General features: G+C 52.3%; 20 protein-coding genes. 15 read left to right on the plus strand and 5 right to left on the minus strand.

The window, feature by feature from the left end:
• Nucleotides 1–156: 156 nt before the first annotated feature.
• Nucleotides 157–342, minus strand: a complete 186-nt coding sequence (locus C5O23_RS12315) for a hypothetical protein (protein WP_107033229.1) — start codon at nucleotides 340–342, stop codon at nucleotides 157–159.
• A gap of 131 nt (nucleotides 343–473) precedes the next feature.
• On the opposite strand from C5O23_RS12315, the gene C5O23_RS12320 reads away from it, so the two are divergent.
• Nucleotides 474–854: a helix-turn-helix domain-containing protein gene (locus tag C5O23_RS12320; RefSeq protein WP_107033230.1), complete on the plus strand. Its 381-nt coding sequence runs from the start codon at nucleotides 474–476 to the stop codon at nucleotides 852–854.
• Nucleotides 855–1,134: 280 nt separating this feature from the next.
• A complete protein-coding gene (locus C5O23_RS14200) occupies nucleotides 1,135–1,578 on the plus strand; it encodes a hypothetical protein (protein WP_133166564.1) in 444 nt (147 codons plus the stop codon).
• Here the strand turns inward: C5O23_RS14200 and C5O23_RS12325 are convergent.
• Genes C5O23_RS12325 through C5O23_RS12335 form a run of 3 tightly spaced genes read right to left on the minus strand, consistent with a single transcriptional unit; the run spans nucleotide 1,560 to nucleotide 5,563 of the window.
• Complete coding sequence (locus C5O23_RS12325; protein WP_107033231.1) at nucleotides 1,560–2,519, minus strand: glycosyltransferase; 960 nt, start codon at nucleotides 2,517–2,519, stop codon at nucleotides 1,560–1,562. The two genes, C5O23_RS14200 and C5O23_RS12325, sit on opposite strands and share 19 nt — an antisense overlap.
• Before the next feature lie 13 nt (nucleotides 2,520–2,532).
• Nucleotides 2,533–4,254, minus strand: coding sequence for a DUF6056 family protein (locus tag C5O23_RS12330; RefSeq protein ID WP_107033232.1), 1,722 nt, complete (start codon nucleotides 4,252–4,254; stop codon nucleotides 2,533–2,535).
• A 10-nt stretch (nucleotides 4,255–4,264) separates the two neighbouring features.
• Nucleotides 4,265–5,563 carry a M18 family aminopeptidase gene (locus C5O23_RS12335; protein ID WP_107033233.1) on the minus strand — a complete coding sequence of 433 codons (1,299 nt, stop codon included), beginning with the start codon at nucleotides 5,561–5,563 and terminating at the stop codon, nucleotides 4,265–4,267.
• A 172-nt stretch (nucleotides 5,564–5,735) separates the two neighbouring features.
• Here C5O23_RS12335 and C5O23_RS12340 point away from each other — a divergent pair, with 172 nt between their 5' ends.
• Nucleotides 5,736–7,961 carry a glycoside hydrolase family 31 protein gene (locus C5O23_RS12340; RefSeq protein ID WP_240597838.1) on the plus strand — a complete coding sequence of 742 codons (2,226 nt, stop codon included), beginning with the start codon at nucleotides 5,736–5,738 and terminating at the stop codon, nucleotides 7,959–7,961.
• 323 nt (nucleotides 7,962–8,284) lie between these two features.
• Here C5O23_RS12340 and C5O23_RS12345 read toward each other — a convergent pair whose 3' ends face one another.
• A complete protein-coding gene (locus C5O23_RS12345; protein ID WP_107033235.1) occupies nucleotides 8,285–9,121 on the minus strand; it encodes an RsiV family protein in 837 nt (278 codons plus the stop codon).
• A gap of 336 nt (nucleotides 9,122–9,457) precedes the next feature.
• On the opposite strand from C5O23_RS12345, the gene C5O23_RS12350 reads away from it, so the two are divergent.
• The 12 genes from C5O23_RS12350 to C5O23_RS12405 all read left to right on the plus strand — a co-directional run.
• The gene (locus tag C5O23_RS12350) at nucleotides 9,458–9,697 is read left to right on the plus strand and encodes an acyl carrier protein (protein ID WP_107033236.1); all 240 of its coding nucleotides are present in this window, start codon (nucleotides 9,458–9,460) and stop codon (nucleotides 9,695–9,697) included.
• 153 nt (nucleotides 9,698–9,850) lie between these two features.
• The gene (gene fabF / locus C5O23_RS12355) at nucleotides 9,851–11,119 is read left to right on the plus strand and encodes a beta-ketoacyl-ACP synthase II (RefSeq protein ID WP_107033237.1); all 1,269 of its coding nucleotides are present in this window, start codon (nucleotides 9,851–9,853) and stop codon (nucleotides 11,117–11,119) included.
• Nucleotides 11,120–11,434: 315 nt separating this feature from the next.
• On the plus strand, nucleotides 11,435–11,695 hold the full coding sequence (gene rpmB / locus C5O23_RS12360) for a 50S ribosomal protein L28 (protein ID WP_107033238.1): 261 nt from the start codon (nucleotides 11,435–11,437) through the stop codon (nucleotides 11,693–11,695).
• 4 nt (nucleotides 11,696–11,699) lie between these two features.
• Entirely contained in the window at nucleotides 11,700–11,888 is a 189-nt protein-coding gene (gene rpmG / locus C5O23_RS12365) for a 50S ribosomal protein L33 (protein ID WP_107033239.1), read from the plus strand.
• Nucleotides 11,889–11,899: 11 nt separating this feature from the next.
• Nucleotides 11,900–12,049, plus strand: coding sequence for a DUF4295 domain-containing protein (locus C5O23_RS12370; protein WP_107033240.1), 150 nt, complete (start codon nucleotides 11,900–11,902; stop codon nucleotides 12,047–12,049).
• A gap of 335 nt (nucleotides 12,050–12,384) precedes the next feature.
• The gene (locus tag C5O23_RS12375; protein ID WP_107033241.1) at nucleotides 12,385–14,319 is read left to right on the plus strand and encodes a glycogen debranching enzyme N-terminal domain-containing protein; all 1,935 of its coding nucleotides are present in this window, start codon (nucleotides 12,385–12,387) and stop codon (nucleotides 14,317–14,319) included.
• A 13-nt stretch (nucleotides 14,320–14,332) separates the two neighbouring features.
• Nucleotides 14,333–15,592, plus strand: coding sequence for a glycosyltransferase family 4 protein (locus C5O23_RS12380; protein ID WP_107033242.1), 1,260 nt, complete (start codon nucleotides 14,333–14,335; stop codon nucleotides 15,590–15,592).
• A 56-nt stretch (nucleotides 15,593–15,648) separates the two neighbouring features.
• A complete protein-coding gene (locus tag C5O23_RS12385) occupies nucleotides 15,649–17,106 on the plus strand; it encodes a glycoside hydrolase family 57 protein (RefSeq protein ID WP_107033243.1) in 1,458 nt (485 codons plus the stop codon).
• A 240-nt stretch (nucleotides 17,107–17,346) separates the two neighbouring features.
• Nucleotides 17,347–17,778: a hypothetical protein gene (locus tag C5O23_RS12390; protein ID WP_107033244.1), complete on the plus strand. Its 432-nt coding sequence runs from the start codon at nucleotides 17,347–17,349 to the stop codon at nucleotides 17,776–17,778.
• Nucleotides 17,775–19,907 (plus strand): hypothetical protein, encoded by a 2,133-nt coding sequence (locus C5O23_RS12395; RefSeq protein WP_133166565.1) that lies wholly within the window; start codon nucleotides 17,775–17,777, stop codon nucleotides 19,905–19,907. Before C5O23_RS12390 ends, C5O23_RS12395 begins: the two co-directional genes overlap by 4 nt.
• Nucleotides 19,904–20,524: a hypothetical protein gene (locus C5O23_RS12400; RefSeq protein WP_107033246.1), complete on the plus strand. Its 621-nt coding sequence runs from the start codon at nucleotides 19,904–19,906 to the stop codon at nucleotides 20,522–20,524. Before C5O23_RS12395 ends, C5O23_RS12400 begins: the two co-directional genes overlap by 4 nt.
• Before the next feature lie 27 nt (nucleotides 20,525–20,551).
• A partial coding sequence (locus tag C5O23_RS12405) for a hypothetical protein (RefSeq protein WP_133166566.1) occupies nucleotides 20,552–20,809 on the plus strand: 258 nt, incomplete at its 3' end.

Here is a 20,809-nt window from a genome sequence, read left to right on the forward strand (position 1 = left end):
TTTTCTTTGAATTATATCCCCCTTCGGCCAAAACGGAATTCAAAGATACATATAAAATCCCCTGCTGACATTACGTCGACAGGGGTCATTTTTATATTGGGCAAAAGGGTCAGTGATATTTTGGCTTAAGGGGTCAATTCAACCTGGTCTAAGGGGTCATCCGAGCCTGGGTTTTCCATATATATCCTCGCATTTCCAGCCGAGGTAATATGTGAAGTCCTCTCCAAGAGCTTTCATGTTCTCCTGTATTTTGCCATTCTCATTTTCAAGGTGGTTCGCTACTATGCGCTGCACAAGGTTTAGAGCCTTCCGTTCCGTGGTGTTGTTCGCTTCTGTTGTCATATTCCTTTCGGTTCTTTACTGTTATCTCGCCAAATTTTAGTACCTTTGGCGGCTGTTAAAATTTTAATTCGCTGCAAAGTTAGTACACAATTTGTTTACTACAAAATTTTTTGGCGATAAAAGTACACAAAATGGAAACTTTTTCATCTGACGACATATTAGACCGCCTAAAAACGGCTCTATCACTCAAAAGCGATACCGATTTAGGTAATAGGTTGGGAGTGTCAAAGGCTGCCATCTCTAATTGGAGAAAGCGCAATACCATTGATTATCCCCTTGTGTTTTCATTTTGTGAACACATCAATATAGACTGGCTTATTACAGGTAGAGGTGATATGGAACTTAAAGCACCCCAAACTAATTCATACCTGCCACAGAGTGAATTAATGGATCGCATTGTAAATCAAGCAAAGGAGATTGGCCGTTTAGAGGCTGAATTAGCCGAAACAAAAAAACACGCGGAGCGGCTTGCGGCACTTGTCGATACAGACGCATCTGCGCGTGTAGGTTAATAGGTTTCTCACTCTTTCCATTCAAACGCCGCGACCGCTGATAGGCCGCTTTTTTAGTGCGTTTTATTTATTTTTCGCCGTTTCCATGGTCTGCGTAGCCTTAAGTCGCATAATTACAGAGGGTTATGGCGTCTTGGCAACTCGTAATTACCCCGCTTTTTGTGGTATTATAGGGGGTGTTATCGCTTAGAATTGCCCGATTTTTAACCGATTTTTGACCTTATAGGGGTTTGAACACGCTTTAAAATGGTACTGAAAACTCCAACCAACACTCCAACCAATGCTCCAAGCATCACAAAATTTTGATGATTTTCGGCTGAAACGACGGGTGCAACTGTCGGCGGCAAATATCCCGGAGCATAGCGTTCAAACGGTCTTTAACAGGCTTTCAATCGCCGCTCAAACAGTCTTTAATCAGTGTTGCGACATACGTTCCCGGCCACGCCACTACCACAGCCAACTACACGCCTATAAATGGCCGTATTTCCGCGCATTTAGCCGCGCCACGGCCTTTCCATCATTCCACGAATCAACGACCGCCACAGGCCACCGACGCGCCTCATGCAGCTGGACACGCAATAAAAAAGGCCGCACTACAAGCGCGACCGCACACAATCCAATTTCAATCCAACTTACTATCCAACCAACCGCTCCGAAAATCCAAGCAAAATCCAAGCAAATGTACTTTTCGTTTTTTCGGCCATTTCACGACATCGCGCCGTAACTCACTGAAACATCGCGGCTTCCGACCTCTGACCGCTCACTCAACATTGCACGTTTCGTTTTACCGCCCATATATTTTGCCATCTTGTCGGCAAGACAAGCTGAGAGATGTAGTTGCAATCGTCTCCATAGCGGACCTTCACTGCATCCATGATCCAACAAGGCCTGACGGATAAACATATTTGAATCCAGGACATTGAAACTCCTGGCTGATTTAATTTCCACAACCGAATCAGGATTATATCTGTAATTGTAAACCGCCTTAGAGGCAAAAGCGACTTTTTCCGCATCCATCAGAAGGACACGGCTGCCGGCTTCGTCAATAAACATAAGAGACTCCGTAAGTGCCACCACAGGGGCCTTCACCGTCAATCTCAGTCCCAGAAGATAGTTCAGGCACTTCTTATAGAACTCCTTTTCATACAAACCGCCGTTCATTCCAAAACGCCACTCATAGAGCGTGTGGGCAACCAGATCCCAACCCGTATAAACCGAGCCCTTATCCAGAACTTCGGAATCAAAGATTTCCACCTCTTCCCCGGATCGGCAATTTCTCATGATCGGTAATGTTATTTCGGCTCCGGTCTCCAGTGCCCTGTCAATAAGCTCCCTGATAAAGTCTGCCGAAACATCGTCATCCGCATCTATCGGGCAGACATACTCTCCCTTGGCCATCTCAGCGCCCTTTACCCTCGGTCTCAATGGAGTTCCGGAATTATGTTCCGTCTTGTAAAGTCTTACCCTCGGATCACAATCGGCTATACCTTGTACCACAGCCGCAGTCTGATCAGTCGAGCAGTCATCCACAAAAACCAGCTCCCAGTCAGGATAGGTCTGCGCCAATACACTATTATATATTGTCTTTACGTATTCAGCAACATTATATGCAGGCACTATAACTGATACCAGCGGATGCCTGACCTCTCTCCCATTCTCAATCATACTTCAATTCCGGCTAATTAGAGGGTGTTTCAACATACGAAACAGATTTATAAGGCCCTGTTACCTTGACATGACAGGGCGCTATGTATATGAGACTCCGGCCATCGCGGGTGCGAAACCGGATCTGCACCGACTCCATGCTGTCAAATCTCCGGCCATCAGCACACTCGTAATCACACTTTATACCACGCGACGCCACTTCAGTCTCAGTCCCAGTCCAATAAGTCATAGTCATCCGTCTGTCAGGCATGATCAGCTCATCGCCATAGGCAAACACATCTGCCCCACCTGAAAGTTTCGCCGGAAATCCGGGCCGTTCATGACTGTCATGACCGCCATTGGAGCTGCGTTCCATCCAATCGACCATTTCAGCCGTCAGACTCTCCAGCACAGGCGGAACAACCGCAAAGACTTTGTCGCCGGGATAAAAATCATTGTAACTGTTGATGTGGAGCGTGGTCCGCCAGTGGGCGTTGACTGGATGAAGCAGCGTCAGTTTTGACATTGCAATCGTATAATCGCGATAGACAGTCCCCGTCTCCGACTCCGCCATCTGCCGCTCGATCTCCTGTTCTTCATCCCATAGCCGCTTCTGAGTCCTGATGACATTGATATAGAAGACCACGATCATAAGCAATGCCACCCCGGCCAGACATTTCAGCACCGTGGCCGGCCATCTGACAAAGACCGTCCGAAGCAGCCCGAACATTGTCAGCGAGGCAAAAAGATTGCAGATCCAAAGAGCCCGCGGATTGGAAGGGGACGATTTGAATACTATCACCGCTGACACCACAAAGGCCATCGCGACAACGACATCCATTGCTTGTGGATGCCAATAATGATCCCGACATCCTCCAAGCGCACATTTCCGGATGCGGCAAGCCATCAAGACAACAGCCAATCCCGCCAAGACTACTACAGGCAGCGACAGAGTAAGCACTGTCTTCAGATTGACCGGGGCGCCCACAGAGACAGACGAAAACCTCATCCAAAGGCCCGGCGCACTGACAACCCAGAGTGCTCCCGCAGCAAAAACGGCTGTGAGAATCCACCACTGCCACGGCATACGGAAACGCCTTAGAAGCGCCCACGTCCCAAGACCGCATCCGACAGGCACGGCATAACCTTCATGTATCCATCCACACAGAAAGGCATAAACACCACCTGCGACAAGCACCGGAACCGGGAGCCTGCCGCTTGCCACACGACGCAGCAGGACGAGAAACCACACCGTCATGGCCGACGGCAAAAGGACATTGAATGAATTGTCGATCCCCATCGTGCCGAAGGGCCACGAGAACGTAAATGTCATCCATCCCCAGAAAGCGATCATGACCAGAGGCAGGTCTGAGCGTCGGGGGGAACATAGCTGTCCCGCACCAAGGATAAGAAAGGCCCCGCTCAGTCCGACTACAAGCGCCAGAGTCCATTTGGGCAACAGAGCCATACGCATCGCCATGAACACGATGTTGTCCAGCCGGCAATTGTCGATAGACCTCAGATAGGCCGTGAAATTCCACAGCCTCGGCCAGGAAAACTCCTTGACACCGCCGTTGGCTGTCATCCAGTCGACAGGAAGGGCATAATCGTCACCGATATAAGGTACATGGAGCGAGAAAAGTGCATAGATCAGCGCGGCGAGCAGCACACCCGCCCAACAGACAAGTCTTCCTCCGGGCGACAGAGGTCTGTCAGCGCCCGGAGGAAGAGTCGCATATAATTTCTCAGAAAACACGATGGTCCGTTTAGAGATCGAAGAAGGTCTTGAATGCCGCTATGGTATAGGCATGGTCTTTAGTGGCCATCGTCTCGCGGATCGAGTGCATGGCCCATATGGCCTCGCCCATGTCTACGCCGCGCAGGTCGATCTGCGATGTCAGAATATTGCCGAGAGTCGATCCGCCGGCCACATCACTGTGGTTGACGAAATACTGACAGGGCACTCCGGCCTTGTCGCAGATAGAGCGGAACACGGCAGCTGATTCGGCATCGGTCATATACTTGCAGTTGGCATTGATCTTGATCACCGGACCGCCGCCCACCACGGGGTGGTTTGTCGGGTCATACTTCTCCGCATAGTTCGGATGGAAGGCATGGGCGTTGTCAGCCGAGATCATAAAGGACTTGTCGATCGAGCGCAGATAGTCCTCTTCGCAGCCGCCGAGACAGCCTACAATGCGGCGCAGCAGCTGGGCGAGCACCGGCGAAGCGGCCCCCTGCTTGGTTCCCGATCCGGTCTCTTCATTGTCAAACACAGCCATCACACGGGTCTGTGCCGTCGACGAAGTCTCAAGCAGAGCAGTCATAGCGCCGTGGACCATACTCAGGTCATCCAGGCGACCCGAAGTCAGAAACTCATCGTCAAGCCCCACGGTGCAGGCGGGAGTGGTGTCGAAAAGCGAGAGGTCGAAGTCAAGAATATCGTCCACACGGCATCCGAGCGCGTCAGCCACAGTGCGGAGCAGCAGATTGTCTTTCTCGGCGGCATCTCTGACAATGGCTATCACCGGCAGCATGTCTTTCTGCTTCGAGAGAGGATTGCCCTCGTTGACAGCGCGGTTGAAATGGATGGCAAGGTGCGGTATGATCAGCAGCGGGCGGTCGAATTTCACTATCTCTGTACGGGGATGCAGCGGATCCTCGCCGCGGAGCACCACACGTCCGGCCACCGAGAGCGGACGGTCGAACCATGTGTATAGAATCGGGCCACCGTAGACCTCCACGTTCAGCCTGACAACCCCACCTTCGCTGATCATCTCGGCCTTAGGCTTGATGCGCAGGCAGGGAGAGTCAGAGTGGGCCGAGATTATGCGGAAACCGGCGTCAGGGCCTTCGGTGGTCACTGTAAACGCGAAAATGGCGCTTGAGTTCTTTACCAGATAATATTTTCCGCCCGGCTGAAGCTGCCAGCGGGCCGCGGGGTCAAGCATGGTGAAACCGGCGGCGTCAAGATGGCGTCTGACGGTCTTGACGGCAAGAAAATTGACCGGACTTTCGTTGAGGAACTCCATGAGGTTCCGTGCGGTGACTTTGATATCTTCCATGTGATTCAAATTTCAAGGTTTACGGCAAATTTACAATTTATTCGCGAGAATTTCATAGCCCGCAAAAATTTCTCGGATTTTTTCATTATATTTGTGCATCTATAAACCTTCAACCTATTTACCCCAAACCTTACCAATCAGCATGTCATTCCGATCATTCATGTCTGCCGTCATGGCCTTCGGCATCCTGACAGCCGCCGCAGACACCCGCACAAATGCAGGCTCAGCCTATCTGCTGAGCCAGAGCATTGATGTCAGCAAGGATTTCGCTGACTTCACCAACACCTATTTCTTTGCCGACTCTCTGGCTGCATTCGACACCTCGACCGGACGCGGCACCATCAGCTGGAAGCGTCAGCAACTCATGCCCCGTCAGGCCTTCAACGCCAACACCTATCTCCACCAGCCTCTCAAAAGCCTTGATTTTCCTGACACTGCCTATCCGCAAAATCCCGATCTCGGTTTCAGTATCGAGCCGGTCAACGGACGCACACTGCGCCTGCGCATCCACACCTCGCCGGTAGCTCCCGCCGATCCCGACTCGCTTTCGCCCATGCTTGCCGGACCGGTAGCCAACGATGCATCCGCCTGGAAGGTCACACGCAAGGGCGCCGACGTTCTCTACACCTCGCCCTACGGTTCTCTGCGCATCCAGGCCGATCCCTGGCGAATAATAATCCTTGACAGCGAGGGCCGCGAACTGAGCCGCACACGCACCTGGAGCGACAACGATTCCACCCAGATCAAGGTGCCACCGTTCAGTTTCATCAAGCGCGGATCAGACAACTCCCGCTCCATCAACCCCGTCTTCTCCCTTACGCCCGGCGAACGCATCTTCGGCTTTGGCGAAGGCCCCGGTCCGCTTGACAAGGCCGGACAGAAGCTCAACCTCTTCGTCACCGACCCGCAGGGCCCCGAAAGCCCCGACATGTACAAGCCCATCCCCTTCTTCTTCAGCAACCTGGGCTACGGCATGTTTATCCACACATCGGCTCCGCTGACCGCCGACGTGGGCCAGAGCTACATCGGAGCCAACAAGCTCTTCATGGCCGATGAAGACCTTGACCTCTTCATCATGTGGGGCACTCCAAAGGAAATCCTCAGCGAATACACCGCCCTGAGCGGACGTCCAGAAATGCCACCGCTGTGGAGCTTCGGCACCTGGATGAGCCGCATCAGCTACTTCACCGAAGACGAGGGACGCGACGTGGCGGCCAAGCTGCGCAGCAACCGCATCCCGGCCGACGTGATCCACTTCGACACCGGATGGTTCGACACCGACTGGCAATGCGACTACGAATTCTCGCCCGAACGCTTCCGCAACCCGCGCAAGATGATCTCCGATCTTGCCAAAGACGGTTTCCACATCTGCCTCTGGCAGCTCCCCTACTTCGTGCCCGGCAACAAATACTTCCCCGAACTCGTCAGCAAGGGTCTCGCGGTCAAAAACGGACGCGGCACTCTGCCCTATGAAGACGCCGTGCTTGATTTCACCAACCCGGAGACCGTCAGCTGGTATCAGTCGAAACTCGGCTCGCTGCTCGAAATGGGCGTTGGCGCCATCAAGGTCGACTTCGGCGAAGCCGCTCCCCTCGATGCCATCTATGCCAACGGCCGCAGCGGTCTCTACGAACACAACCTCTACCCGGTGCGCTACAACAAGGCCGTGGCCGACGTGACCCGCCGCATCAAGGGCGACAACATCATCTGGGCCCGTTCAGCCTGGGCCGGATCGCAGCGCTATCCGCTCCACTGGGGCGGTGACGCGGCAAGCACCAACACCGGTATGCTCGGCACACTCCGCGCAGGCCTCTCGCTCGGCATGAGCGGTTTCTGCTTCTGGAGCCACGACATGGGCGGCTTCGTCACCTCAACCCCCGAAGCCCTCTACCGCCGCTGGCTCCCTATGGGCTTCCTATCATCACACACCCGCGCCCACGGAGCGCCTCCGACCGAGCCCTGGCTCTATGACAATCCGGAATTCACCGACTACTTCCGCCGCTGCGCCGAGCTGAAATACTCGCTGATGCCCTACATCGAGCAGCAGGCCGCTACCTGCGTGGCCAACGGATGGCCCATGCTGCGCGCCCTGCTCGTGGAGTTCCCCGATGATCCCGGTGTCTGGACCGTTGAAGACCAATACATGTTCGGCTCCGACATCCTTGTGGCCCCGCTGCTCACCGAAACATCCGCGCGCAACGTCTATCTGCCCGCCGGACAGAAGTGGACAGACTATCAGAGCGGCCGCAGCTATTCGCCCGGATGGCAGCGCATCGAGGCCGACGGTCCGATAAAGTGCATCATACTCGTGAGGGAAGGCGCCGAGATCCCCACCGTGGCGCCTGCGCAGTCAACCTCGGCAATCGATCGTTCCACCCTCCGCGTGACCAAGTACTGACCCGATTCCGTAAAAAAACGGGGGCAATGCAGAAAAGCGGTTGTTTTACAAAGATACAACACCCGGCCTCCGGAAATAGTGCGATAATGCGGGGTAGCCCATCAGGAGCGGTAAATCGGTGTCCTCGGCCGGACACCACATGCCGAGATGTATCGCAAACCCGTGACACCTGCGCGCTTTACGCTCCGGTGTCACGGGCTACGAGTAAACCGATGTCCTGACGGACATCACCATCCGGATTCTGTGCGACTCTATCCGGATTCTGAGCGCATCCATCCGGCCTCAGCACGCGCAGCGTGTATGAGGCTATGCGCGAGATGCGGTCAGAAGCCCTGGTCGAAAAGGTTCTTAACGTCGGGGCGGAGGAAACGGTCGACCTCGTCGGGGTAGACCGCCACATCTACAGGCCCAAGAGCGTAGGGACCGATCTCATAGGGGTCGTAGTGGAAATAGAGAGTGTTTGACGCAATGTAGGGCTTGCCGGGATAGGTCAGCTGCGAGACAAAGATGCCCCCGCGGTCAAGAGCGTCGACCGGAACTGAAAGCTGCCGGGCAAGCGCCGTGCGTATCACAGGCATTATGGAATCAGCCGTCACGCCGGGCAGAAACATATTGTCGAAACCGAGCACCTGACCCTGCGCGAAGGAGTAGGTGAAGGGGCGCACGGAGGTCATGGGGTGGGCGCCGCCAAGATAGGTCGACGAAACCACCTGATAGGTGGCCATATCCTCGTTGACCTCCATAACCGAGGCCGTGACATTGTTGAAATAGGTCATCGTGTCGGCCGGGAGCGAGTCGACCTCGGTGACAGACTTTATACCCTCTACAATAGAAGTGTTGTCGAGATAGGCTCTGATGGCGGCTCTGATGTCAGTGACGGCGGTGTCACCGTAGGCAAAATACAGCAGCGAGTCCTGAAGGACGCTTATATCATTTGAGCCCAGCCGTTCGGGCCAGTGGATCGAAGTGTAGAGTTCAAGATATGCATCGCCGTAGTCCATCGAGATGCGATAGTCCTTGTCAGCCGTCATCAGAATCTCGCTGACCTGAAATTCGTTGATGAGCCCGGCATCGGCCTTCCGGCCTGATCCGGAACCTCCGCAGGCCGTCAGGGCAAGCGCGAGAGCGGCCGAGGCGAGGAAACAGTATTTTCTTTCCATAATCCTAATAAAGTGTGTATTATATATAATATATGTGGCATATCTGCCGGCCCTGACAGAAGAAACCGGCCCGCAGAGAGAGGGGGGAGAGCATTCACAGAGGTAACACGCAAGGAACGTAACAAGTTTGTAACATCCGGCCACAATCCTAATCGCTCAAAGAGGCCAATGAATCGGCGAAAGGCACCAAAAAGAGACCAAAAAGGAGCTTAATTAACATCTTTATACGTTTGTTGTGTGCGAAGTTGACAAAAAATAATTACCTTTGCACCGCAAATGTAAAAATTTTTGCGATTCCAATCAAGAAATTACTAATCAACTCACAAAATTAAAACTATGTCTGAAATTGCATCTCGAGTTAAAGCTATCATCGTTGATAAGCTCGGTGTTGACGAAAACGAAGTAACCGAAACCGCTGAATTCACTAAAGATCTTGGCGCAGACAGCCTCGACACCGTAGAACTCATCATGGAATTCGAGAAAGAATTCGGCATCACTATCCCCGATGACCAGGCCGAAAAGATCAGCACCGTACAGAACGCTATCGAATACATCGCGGCTAACACTCAGAAGTAAAAACCGGTCTGCGAGCTCACAGCCCGCGCTCTGACCGAGCCAAAAAAAGGCTCCCCACGCCAATAAAACCAGCGCGGTGGAGCCTTCTTCTCAATTAACCCCCTCCCCTCAGAAACTTTCCTCCCTAACACCCTTACGAAATTCATTTTGCCAATGGAACTTAAAAGAGTAGTGGTGACCGGACTCGGCGCCATCACCCCTATAGGCAACGATGTTGAAACCACTTGGCTCAACGCCGTAGCCGGAAAGAGCGGAGCCGCTCCCATCACCCACTTTGACGCTTCGCAGTTCAAGACCCAGTTCGCCTGCGAGGTCAAGGATTTCAACCCCAATGACCACTTCGACCGCAAGAAACTGCGTCAGCTCGACCTCTACGCCCAGTATGCTATGGTGGCAGCCCGTCAGGCCGTTGCCGACTCAGGCATCGAGGAAGCCGCAAACCTCGACCGCAACCGCGTGGGCGTAATCGTGGCAGCCGGCATCGGCGGCCTCCACACATTCGAGGAAGAAGCCGGTTACTACGCTCTCAACGGCCCCCAGCAAGGCCCCAAATACAACCCCTTCTTCATCCCCAAGATGATCGCCGACATCGCTTCGGGCCACATCTCGATGGAGTATAACTACCACGGCCCCAACTTCGGCGTGGTATCGGCCTGCGCATCGTCAAACAACGCCATCATCGATGCCTTCAACCTCATCCGCCTCGGCAAGGCCGACGTGTTTGTGACCGGCGGCGCCGAAGCAGCCATCTACCCCGCAGGCGTGGGCGGCTTCAACTCAATGCACGCCCTCTCTACCCGCAACGATGACCCGGAACACGCATCACGCCCCTTCAGCGCCTCGCGCGACGGCTTCGTCATGGGCGAAGGCTCGGTAGTGCTCATCCTCGAAGAACTCGAACACGCCAAAGCCCGCGGCGCCAAGATCTACGCCGAAGTAGCCGGCGGAGGCATGAGCGCTGACGCATATCACCTCACCGCAACCCACCCCGAAGGCCTCGGCGCCATCCTCTCGATGCGCAACGCCCTCGAAGACGCAGGCATGAAGCCCGAAGACATCGACTACATCAACGTGCACGGCACATCGACCCCAGTAGGCGACATCTCCGAAGTCAAAGCCATCGTAGAAGTGTTCGGCGAACAGGCCCACAAGCTCAACATCAGCTCAACCAAGTCGATGACCGGCCACCTGCTCGGAGCCACCGGCGCGCTCGAAGCCATGTTCTCGGTACTCTCCGTCAAGAACGACATCGTGCCCCCGACCATCAACCACGAGGAAGGAGACAACGACGAAAACATCGACTACACCCTCAACTTCACCTTCAACAAAGCCGAAAACCGCCCCGTCCGCGCGGCCCTCTCCAACTCATTCGGTTTCGGCGGCCACAACGCCACCGTCATCGTGAAGAAATACGAGGAATAATCCACCCCCTCTGTGGAATCAGCTTCACAGAAGCCACCACACACATATCCTGAGATGGCGCGCGGAAACCACAACCGCGCGCCATCTCAGCACTATAAAGATTAGTTAAAATATGTGATGGCCATCTAAAAAGTTTGAATTCCGCTTGGCAAAGCGGGAATAAATTCTTAACTTTGCAGCCGAGTTTTGTGGCACATCCTTGAAAAGAGGTTAAGAATGATGCACTTAGCCTTGATATGAGAATTGAGATGGCGGCCACAAGACGCCGTGACTAAAAATTATTAGTAAACAACAAAGAGATAAAAACCAACAGCCATGTCAAAAGTTTGTCAGATCACAGGCAAGAAAGCAATGGTGGGCAACAATGTGTCGCACTCAAAGCGTCGCACCAAGCGCAAGTTCGATGTAAATCTCTTCAACAAGAAATTCTTCTGGGTTGAGGAGCAAGCTTGGATCACTCTCACCATCTCAGCCGCAGGCCTCCGCACCATCAACAAGAAAGGCCTCGACGCTGCCATCAAAGAAGCAGCCGCAAAGGGTTATATAACTGAAATCAAATACTTAGACATTTTATAAGAAGATGGCAAAGAAAGCTAAAGGCAACCGCGTTCAGGTCATCCTCGAATGTACCGAACACAAGGCATCGGGCATGCCCGGTACTTCGCGTTACATCACCACCAAGAACCGCAAGAACACCACCGAACGCCTGGAGTTGAAGAAATACAACCCCATCCTCAAGAAAGTTACCGTTCACAAAGAAATCAAATAATTCACTGACTCATGGCAAAGAAAACCGTTGCATCTCTGCAAAAAGGCGAAGGCCGCACTTACAGCAAGGTCATCAAGGTCGTTAAGTCGGCGAAGACCGGTGCCTACACCTTCCAGGAACAGATGGTTCCCAATGACGCTGTGAAGGACGTCCTCAAATAAGAAAATCAGAGGAAAATCCTTCAGGACACTGAAAAAAAATATACCGCTTCCGGGCTGACAGTCTTTTTCAAAGACAAACAGCCCGGAAGTTCTTTTTTATACCACCGGAAAGCCCGTTGATGTTCTACAACATAGCCCTCCGACACCCTTCAGCCCGATTTTAACTTTTTTCACCACAAAATTTGCTTTTATCAAGACAATAGGTTAAATTCGTGACTTAAATAAATCCAATGCCTTCCGTAAACCCTCCTCAGCTCCGCGCGAAGCGCATCAGTTCTAAGTTCTAATATCATCCGTCAGGAATCTAACATCATAATCTATATCTATTCCCTTACATGAGCTATCTTAAATTTGATAAAAAACTCATGATTAATCTGGAGCAGTCACTTCCAAAGGAAATGCTCCGCACTAATCAGTCGGGAGCCTATCACTGTACGACGATAGTGGATTGCAACACCCGCAAGCAACACGGCCTGCTCGTTGTCCCCGTCCCCGAACTGGGCAACTCTTGGCACGTGCTGCTATCGTCACTCGACGAAACAGTCTACCAGCACGGCGTCCCCTTCAACCTCGCGCTTCACCGCTACCGCGGAGGAGTCATGAGCCCAAACGGCCACAAATACATACGCGAATTCGACTGCGAAAACGTGCCCCGCACCACCTACAGAGTCGGAGGCGTGATCCTCACCAAAGAAAAGATCTTCATCTCCAACGAAAACCGCCTGCTCATCCGCTACACCCTCGTTGAAGCACACTCTCCGACCACACTCCGCTTCCGCCCGGTGCTCGCCTTCCGCGACGCCAACGAACTCTGCATCGCAAACAACGCCCTCGACCAGACAATACCACAGATCGACAACGGCGTCTCGGCATGCCTCTACCCAGGCTACCCGACACTCTACATGCAGTTCAGCCACAAACCAACCTGGACCTACGAACCCAACTGGTACAACGGATTCGAATACGTCAAAGACCTCGAACGCGGAGTACCCTACTCAGAAGACCTCTGGGTTCCCGGCTACTTCGAAGTCCCCATCAAAAAAGGCGAATCAATCATCTTCTCAGCCGGACTAAGCGAAGTCTCACCCCGCTCACTCGCCAGAATGTATGAAAAAGAGATCGCACAGCGCACATGCCGCTCATCATTCTTCAACTGCCTGAAAAACGCAGTCAAGCAATGCTACCTCAATGACGGCGACAGCATGTATCTCCTCTCAGGCTACCCCTGGGGCAAAATACTCGCCCGCAACACCTTCATGGCCCTCCCAGGAGCCACGATAGCCATAAACCACCGCGAAGACTTCGAAAAAATCGCAGCCACATCGCTCAAGGCACTCCGCCACTTCATGGCCACAGGCGAGCTCGACAGCCGCATCAACGGCATCGACCTCCCCGACATACCACTCTGGGCTATCTGGTCACTCCAGCAATATGCCAAAGCCTACGGACGCGAAGACGCCGCCGCAAAATACCTCCCCGAAGTACGTGACATCCTAAACTTCATCCTCTCCCAGCGCCACCCCCTCCTCAAAGTCGACAGCAACGGAATGGTAAACACCGAAGGCACCGAAAAACCCATGTCATGGATGAACGCCTCCCTCGGCGGACACCCCATAGTCCCCCGCTCAGGCCTCCTCGTCGAATTCAACGCCCTTTGGTACAACGCCCTCATCTTCGCCTCACGCCTCGCCGAAGGCACCCCCGATGAAACCCGCTTTCGCGAAGCCGCTGAAAAAATGGCTCAGCCATTCATCGCCACATTCCTCAACGACTTCGGCTACCTCTACGACTACGTCAACGGCACCTATGCCGACCCCTCCGTGCGCCCCAACATGGCAATAGCCATCGGCCTCGACTACAGCCCGCTTGACCGCCGCCAGCGCAAAAGCGTGCTCGACATCGTCACCCGCGAACTCCTCACCCCCAAAGGCCTCCGCACCCTCTCCCCAAAAAGCTACGGCTACCGCCCAAGCTACCTCGGATCGCCCGAAGAACGCGAAATGGCACTCCACAACGGCCCCGCACGCCCCTGGCTCATGGGCTTCTACTCCGACGCCTACCTCAAAGTATTCGGCATGAGCGGAGTCAGCTACATCGACCGAATGCTCATCGGCTTCGAAGACGAAATGTCAAACGGATGCATCGGCTCCCTCTCACAGCTCTACGACGCCAACCCACCCTTCTCAGGCAGAGGCGCCATCAGCCACGTGACCAACATAGCCGAAGTGCTACGCACGCTCACCACACTCAAGAAATTCATAATGGACTAATCATCACACGCCCATGAAAGCTTTAATGTTCGGATGGGAATTTCCCCCTCACATCCTCGGCGGCCTCGGAACCGCCAGCTACGGTCTCACTAAGGGTATGTGGGAGTGTGGTGACATGGACATCACATTCGTTATACCCAAACCGTTCGGCGACGAAGAAAAACACTTCGCCAACATCATCGGAATGTCGCAGGTACCCATCGTATGGCGCGATGTCGACCGCCAGTACGTCCAGGACCGCATAGGCAACGTAATGGACCCCGACCTCTACTACCGCCTGCGCGATCACATCTACGCCGACTTCAACTACATGCGCACCAACGACCTCGGCTGCATCGAATTCTCCGGACGCTACCCCGACAACCTCGTCGAAGAAATCAACAACTACTCCATCTGCGCCGGAGTCATAGCCCGCACAGTCGACTTCGACATAATCCACTCTCACGACTGGCTCACCTACCCCGCAGGCATCCACGCCAAACAAGTCTCAGGCAAACCGCTCGTCATCCACGTCCACGCCACTGAATTCGACCGCTCACGAGGCAAACCAAACCCCACAGTGTTCGGAATCGAAAAAGACGGCATGAACCACGCCGACCACATCATAACCGTCTCGAACCTCACACGCGACACCGTAATCAACCACTACGGAATCGACCCCGCAAAAGTCACCACCGTCCACAACGCCGTCACACCGCTCACCCCCGAACAACTCAACGTACCTGAACACAAGAGCAAAGACAAAGTAGTGACCTTCCTCGGACGAATCACAATGCAGAAAGGACCCGAATACTTCGTCGAAACCGCAGCCAAAGTCCTCAAGAACAACCCCAACGTACGCTTCGTCATGGCAGGCAGCGGCGACATGATGAACAAAATGATCCTCCTCGCAGCCGAACGCGGAATAGCTGACCGCTTCCACTTCCCCGGCTTCCAGAAAGGCGCCCAGGTCTACGAAATGCTCAAAGCATCTGACGTCTACGTCATGCCCTCAGTCTCCGAGCCATTCGGCATCTCACCCCTCGAAGCAATGCAGATGGGAGTACCATCCATCATCTCAAAGCAGAGCGGCTGCGCCGAAATCCTGACAAACGTCATCAAAACCGACTACTGGGACATCGACGCAATGGCCGACGCCATCAACTCAATCGTAACCTACCCCGCAATGTACAACCAGCTGCGCGAAGACGGCCTCGCCGAAGTCAACCGCATAACCTGGGACAAAGCCGGCCAGAAAGTGATTGATATATATAACAAGGTCTTAAACAAATAAAGCGGCCCCTTTCTCCACAACAAACAGGCACAGCCGCCCCAAAACATAAAAAATTCATGAAAGCAATCTGTTTCTACTTTCAGATCCACCAGCCGTTCCGTCTGAAAAGATATCGCTTCTTCGACATAGGCAACGACCACTACTACTACGACGACTTCGCCAATGACGACATCATCACCCGCATAGCCCACCGCAGCTACATCCCCGCAGCCGAAAGCCTCCTACGGATGATCGAAGCATCAAAAGGCAAATTCAAATGCGCCATCTCCGTAACCGGAACAGCACTCGAACAATTCGAACAATACGTCCCCGAATTCATCGACCTGCTCAAAAAACTCGCCGAAACAGGCTGCGTCGAATTCCTCGCCGAAACCTACGCCCACTCACTATCATCGCTCGCCGACCCCGACGAATTCATCAACCAGGTCAAAGTCCACGACGAAAAAATCAAAGAACTCTTCGGACAGACTCCCAAAGTCCTCCGAAACACCGAGCTCATCTACAGCGACGAACTCGCACCGCTCATCCAGAGCATGGGCTACAAAGGCGTAATCACCGAAGGAGCCAAACATATCCTCGGATGGAAATCGCCTAACTACATCTACAGCGCCGCATCAGCACCCAAACTCAAAATCCTCCTCAAAAACGACAAACTCAGCGACGACATCTCCGACCGCTTCAGCAACACATCCTGGGAAGACTACCCCCTCACAGCCGACAAATACATCGACTGGATCGCATCCACCCCACAGGAAGAACAGATCATCAACCTCTTCATGAACCTCGAAGTCTTCGGCGACTTCCAGCCGCGTGAAACAGGCATCTTCCAATTCCTTGAGGCCCTCCCACGCTTCGCCGAAGAACGCGGAATAGACTTCTGGACACCCACCACAGCCGTAACCAAACTCAAACCCGTAGCCGAACTCTCCATCCTCCACCCCATCTCATGGGCCGACGAAGCACGCGACACCTCGGCATGGCTCGGCAACCAGCTCCAGAACGAAGCCTTCCAGAAACTCTACTCCGTCAGCGAACGCGTACGCCTCTGCCAGGACCGCCGCCTCAAACAAGACTGGTACTACCTCCAGGCAGCCGACCACTTCTTCTACATGTCAACCAAAAACATGCACGACGGATCGGTCCACTCACAGTTCTCACCCTACGACACACCCTTCGACGCATTCACAAACTACATGAACGTCCTCGCCGACTTCATAGTCCGCGTTGAAGAACAATACCCCATGTCGATTGACAACGAAGAACTCAGCTCACTCCTGACCACCATCCGTAACCAGGAACGCGAAATCGAAGTACTCAACAAAGAAGCTGAATCAATGCGCAAAAACATCGAACACTTCAACGAAGAGCACCTCCTCCGCGAAAAAGCAGCCGAAGAAGCCGCAGCGAAAAAAGCCGCAAAACCCCGAAAGCCCAAAGCCCCGAAAGCCGCAGCTGAAAAACCCGCAAAAGCAGAACCCGCAAAAGCAGAACCCGCCGAACCTAAAGCCGAATAAGCAACCGGCTCAGAAAAAACCGGCTATTCAATAACTATCAGACAGCCTCATCGGATAAATCCGGTAAGGCTGTCTGCTTTTATTAATTTTTCATAAAATACATTTGTCATCCATTCAAACTCATCAGCCCGATTTTCCAGATTCCGAAATATATATTACCTTTAGCCATCTAATCACCAATCAGCTATAAGTCCTTTATTTAACATGAATTTTAAAATTTTCAAATGGCCAATATTTGCTATGGCCATTTCAGCAAGTCTGACCGCTTCGGCCTCTGACTGCGTTGTCCTATGGTTCAAAAATGGCTCAAGCATAGTCATCCCCTTTTCTGACAATCCGCAAATAACGTTTGACAGCAACAACCAGATCAATGTCAACAACCGGATTTTCAACTTCAGCGAAATCAGCAAGTATACCATAGGTGACACATCGTCAATCGGCCTGATCGGAACCGATGGAAAAGAAATCTCTGTTGATGAAAACGGCGATATCATCATCTGCTCACCCATTAAAACCGAAGAAATTTCAGTCTACGGCACAGACGGCATCCGCTATGAATGCGAAGTCATCACTCTCGGCAACGGTAACCTGAAAATAAGCCTTTCTTCATTATCACCTCAGATCTACATCATCAAGGCCGGTAATCGCACCTTTAAAATGAGGAAACCATGAAACAGTTATTACTCCTGACCCTGATGCTATTCAGCATCTCCACCAGCCTTGCTGCCGATGAAACAGATACACAGGTGCTTGTTTTCAGCAAAACCGGTGATGTCACTCTGATATACGCAGAAGAACTGCAGTCAGTCAATCTTTCAACAGTCGACACCGACAGCATTGATCACCCTGATTTCATTTCACAAGATTTCATCCGTAAAGACGGCTCTGTTTTCAAAATCATGCTCGCCGACATCGACTCAGTAGCATTTGGCAACCGCAACAAAATTGTACCCAAAACAGGCGTTCATGAAATAACAGAAGCCGATATTCCATACATAACAGACAGCACAGATGGTGTAATCAGCTTTAAAGCCGGCACCCCAGTCAACCGCATACCCTCCGCCGGACAATATGTCTACTATATCGGCTTCCACGAACTATTCCCCTGGGGACTCTGCGCAAAAGTCGATGCCGTTACCCGCAACAATGATTCATCGGTAAACGTAAATATCTCTGACGTTCCCGCCTCCGAAGTTTTCGACGAATTCTTCTTCTCCGGAGAGGTCGGTTCCGTACCGGCTACCGTAAAGAGAGCCTCCCGTGCAGGATCTGCCGATGGCTATCCGTGGGATAATGCACTGAAATTCGCCGAACAGTCAGAATTCAGCCTCCTGCTCAACTGCGAGCTAACTTTCACAAACGTTGTAGCCAATGTGCTCTCCGGCTATTACCATGCCAATATCGCGATCACCAACGAGATGGGCATGACATTCAATTTCAATCTTGAAGAACCCAAAGAGGCAGGCAAGGAATATGGAGCACATAAATTTTATCTCCCACCGCTCGCATTAGGAACAATCCAGCCAATTATCGAGATCGGAGCATTTTGGAAAGCGGAGGCATCAGCTAAAATCGATTATTCGATGACCCGTACCACAAGCTACCACACCGAATGGACTCGGCGCAATGGAGTCAACACATTCTCTCAACCCTCACAAGCTGACAATCCGGCGGAAGCTGACCCGACAGCTGACGAAGCAAAGTTTGCCATTGTTCTTGACGGAAGCCTCTTCGGCGGTTTTTACACCAAACTGAGTCTCAACACATTTATCGAGCATCTCGGTGCCGGAGTCCGCCTGCGCGGTGGGGCTGAACTTGCCGGAAACATCAGTGTCGGAGCTATTGCCGATATGGCCTCTGACCATACAAAACCTGCGGTCAACGGAAATCTTGACTTAAGCCTGAAATTAGACATCGCCCCTTATTGGTACACCAAGTCGATTTTTGAAACAGAAAAAGACGAACACATAATCGGCGAACCCTTCTCTCTCAAATTCCAGCTCGCCCAACTGAGTCTTTTCCCCTCTTTTACTGACGGCAAGGCCGTCCCGGCAAAAAAACAACCGGAACCATTCAAAGAAGCGCAGAAAGTCTGCACCGCCGCCGCCATTTCCGAAATCCCCATCCCCTATCCTCTCGAAACCGGCTTCGAGTTAGTCAACACAGTCACAAATGAGGTTGTCGACAGCATCTTCACTACTGACATCGAAGCCTTCAGTTTCGAACAGCAGGGCATCTCCGCAGATCTTGACTTTGGAACAGAGGGAAAAATCGATCCGACTCAATGGCAGGTAAGACCCGTTTTCCGCTATGGCAACCATACTCTCGCCTCAGCACCGATCGCCCTCAACGAGGGAGCCCGTCTCAGCCCGTTCATTTTCAACTCCGTCAAATCAGGTGTGACAGTCCGGTCAAGTTTTCCTGCGGTAGGATCTTACAAAGCCGACGAGCGAGTATTCGAATGGTGCGGAACTCCGAATGTCCGTAGGATCAACAAAGCTTTTATCCCACAGCTCCCGCCCACAGCCTCTCTCCCGAACCGGAACCTGTTTAAAGGCTCATGGAAATCTACCGATCTCTCGAAAGAAATCACTATCACCTTCCTTGACGATGAAAAAGGCGCTGTCTCCTATGATGGCCTGACAGCAGACTTCACATATACAATTTCCTCGACCGGAGAAATCCGTATGCAGATCTCAGAAGAAAACATCACCCGCATGGTAGTGATTGACATTGACGCATCTGTCATGATCGGCCGATTCAAAAATCAGAAATCAAACACCACATTTAAGAAACAATGAAAAAACAGTTCTTCACAATATTATTTCTCTTCATGACCCTCGGCCTCAACGCCCAGATAGGTTATCAGGTATCACTCCTCGACGCTGCAACCGGACAGCCGAGAGCCGACGAGACCGTCAGTGTAACAGTCGAAATAACCGACTCCTCAGGTTCGTTAATATGCTCCGAGACCAAATCGGCCACTTCTGATGATTTCGGCGTGCTCTCTCTGACCATCGGAAATACCTCTACATTCGAAAATGCCGACTGGTCAAAACTGCCTTTCTACATCTCGGCAACCGTCGATGATGTTCTGCTCGGAAGAAGCCAGATTCTGAATGTGCCGGTAGCCGAATATGCAAAGCGTGCAGATAGCCTTGACAAGAGAACTCTTATAAGCAAAAGCTGGTCCTTCACAGACACTGATACCGAGTGTATCGGTAAAATTTCGTTCTCTTCAAGCACAGCCAAGATATCAGTGACATGGACAGATCCTGACGGTGGTGGATTCAGCAAGTCTTCACCTTATATAATTTCGGGTTATACAATCATAACCTCTTTCGGAATTTTTGCATACAACAAGTCTAACGGACAAATAATAGGGATTGCCGATGATATTCAAATCATCGCACAATAAAAGGCATTCAAATACAATTCAATAATAATGATACGCTTAACTACATTCATATCCGCATTATTCCTGACACTTAGTCTCAACGCCCAGATAGGTTATCAGGTATCACTCCTCGACGCTGCAACCGGACAGCCGAGAGCCGACGAGACCGTCAGTGTAACAGTCGAAATAACCGACTCCTCAGGTTCGTTAATATGCTCCGAGACCAAATCGGCCACTTCTGATGATTTCGGCGTGCTCTCTCTGACCATCGGAAATACCTCTACATTCGAAAATGCCGACTGGTCA

The sequence above is a fragment of the Duncaniella muris genome (assembly GCF_003024805.1).
Classification (GTDB): domain Bacteria; phylum Bacteroidota; class Bacteroidia; order Bacteroidales; family Muribaculaceae; genus Duncaniella; species Duncaniella muris.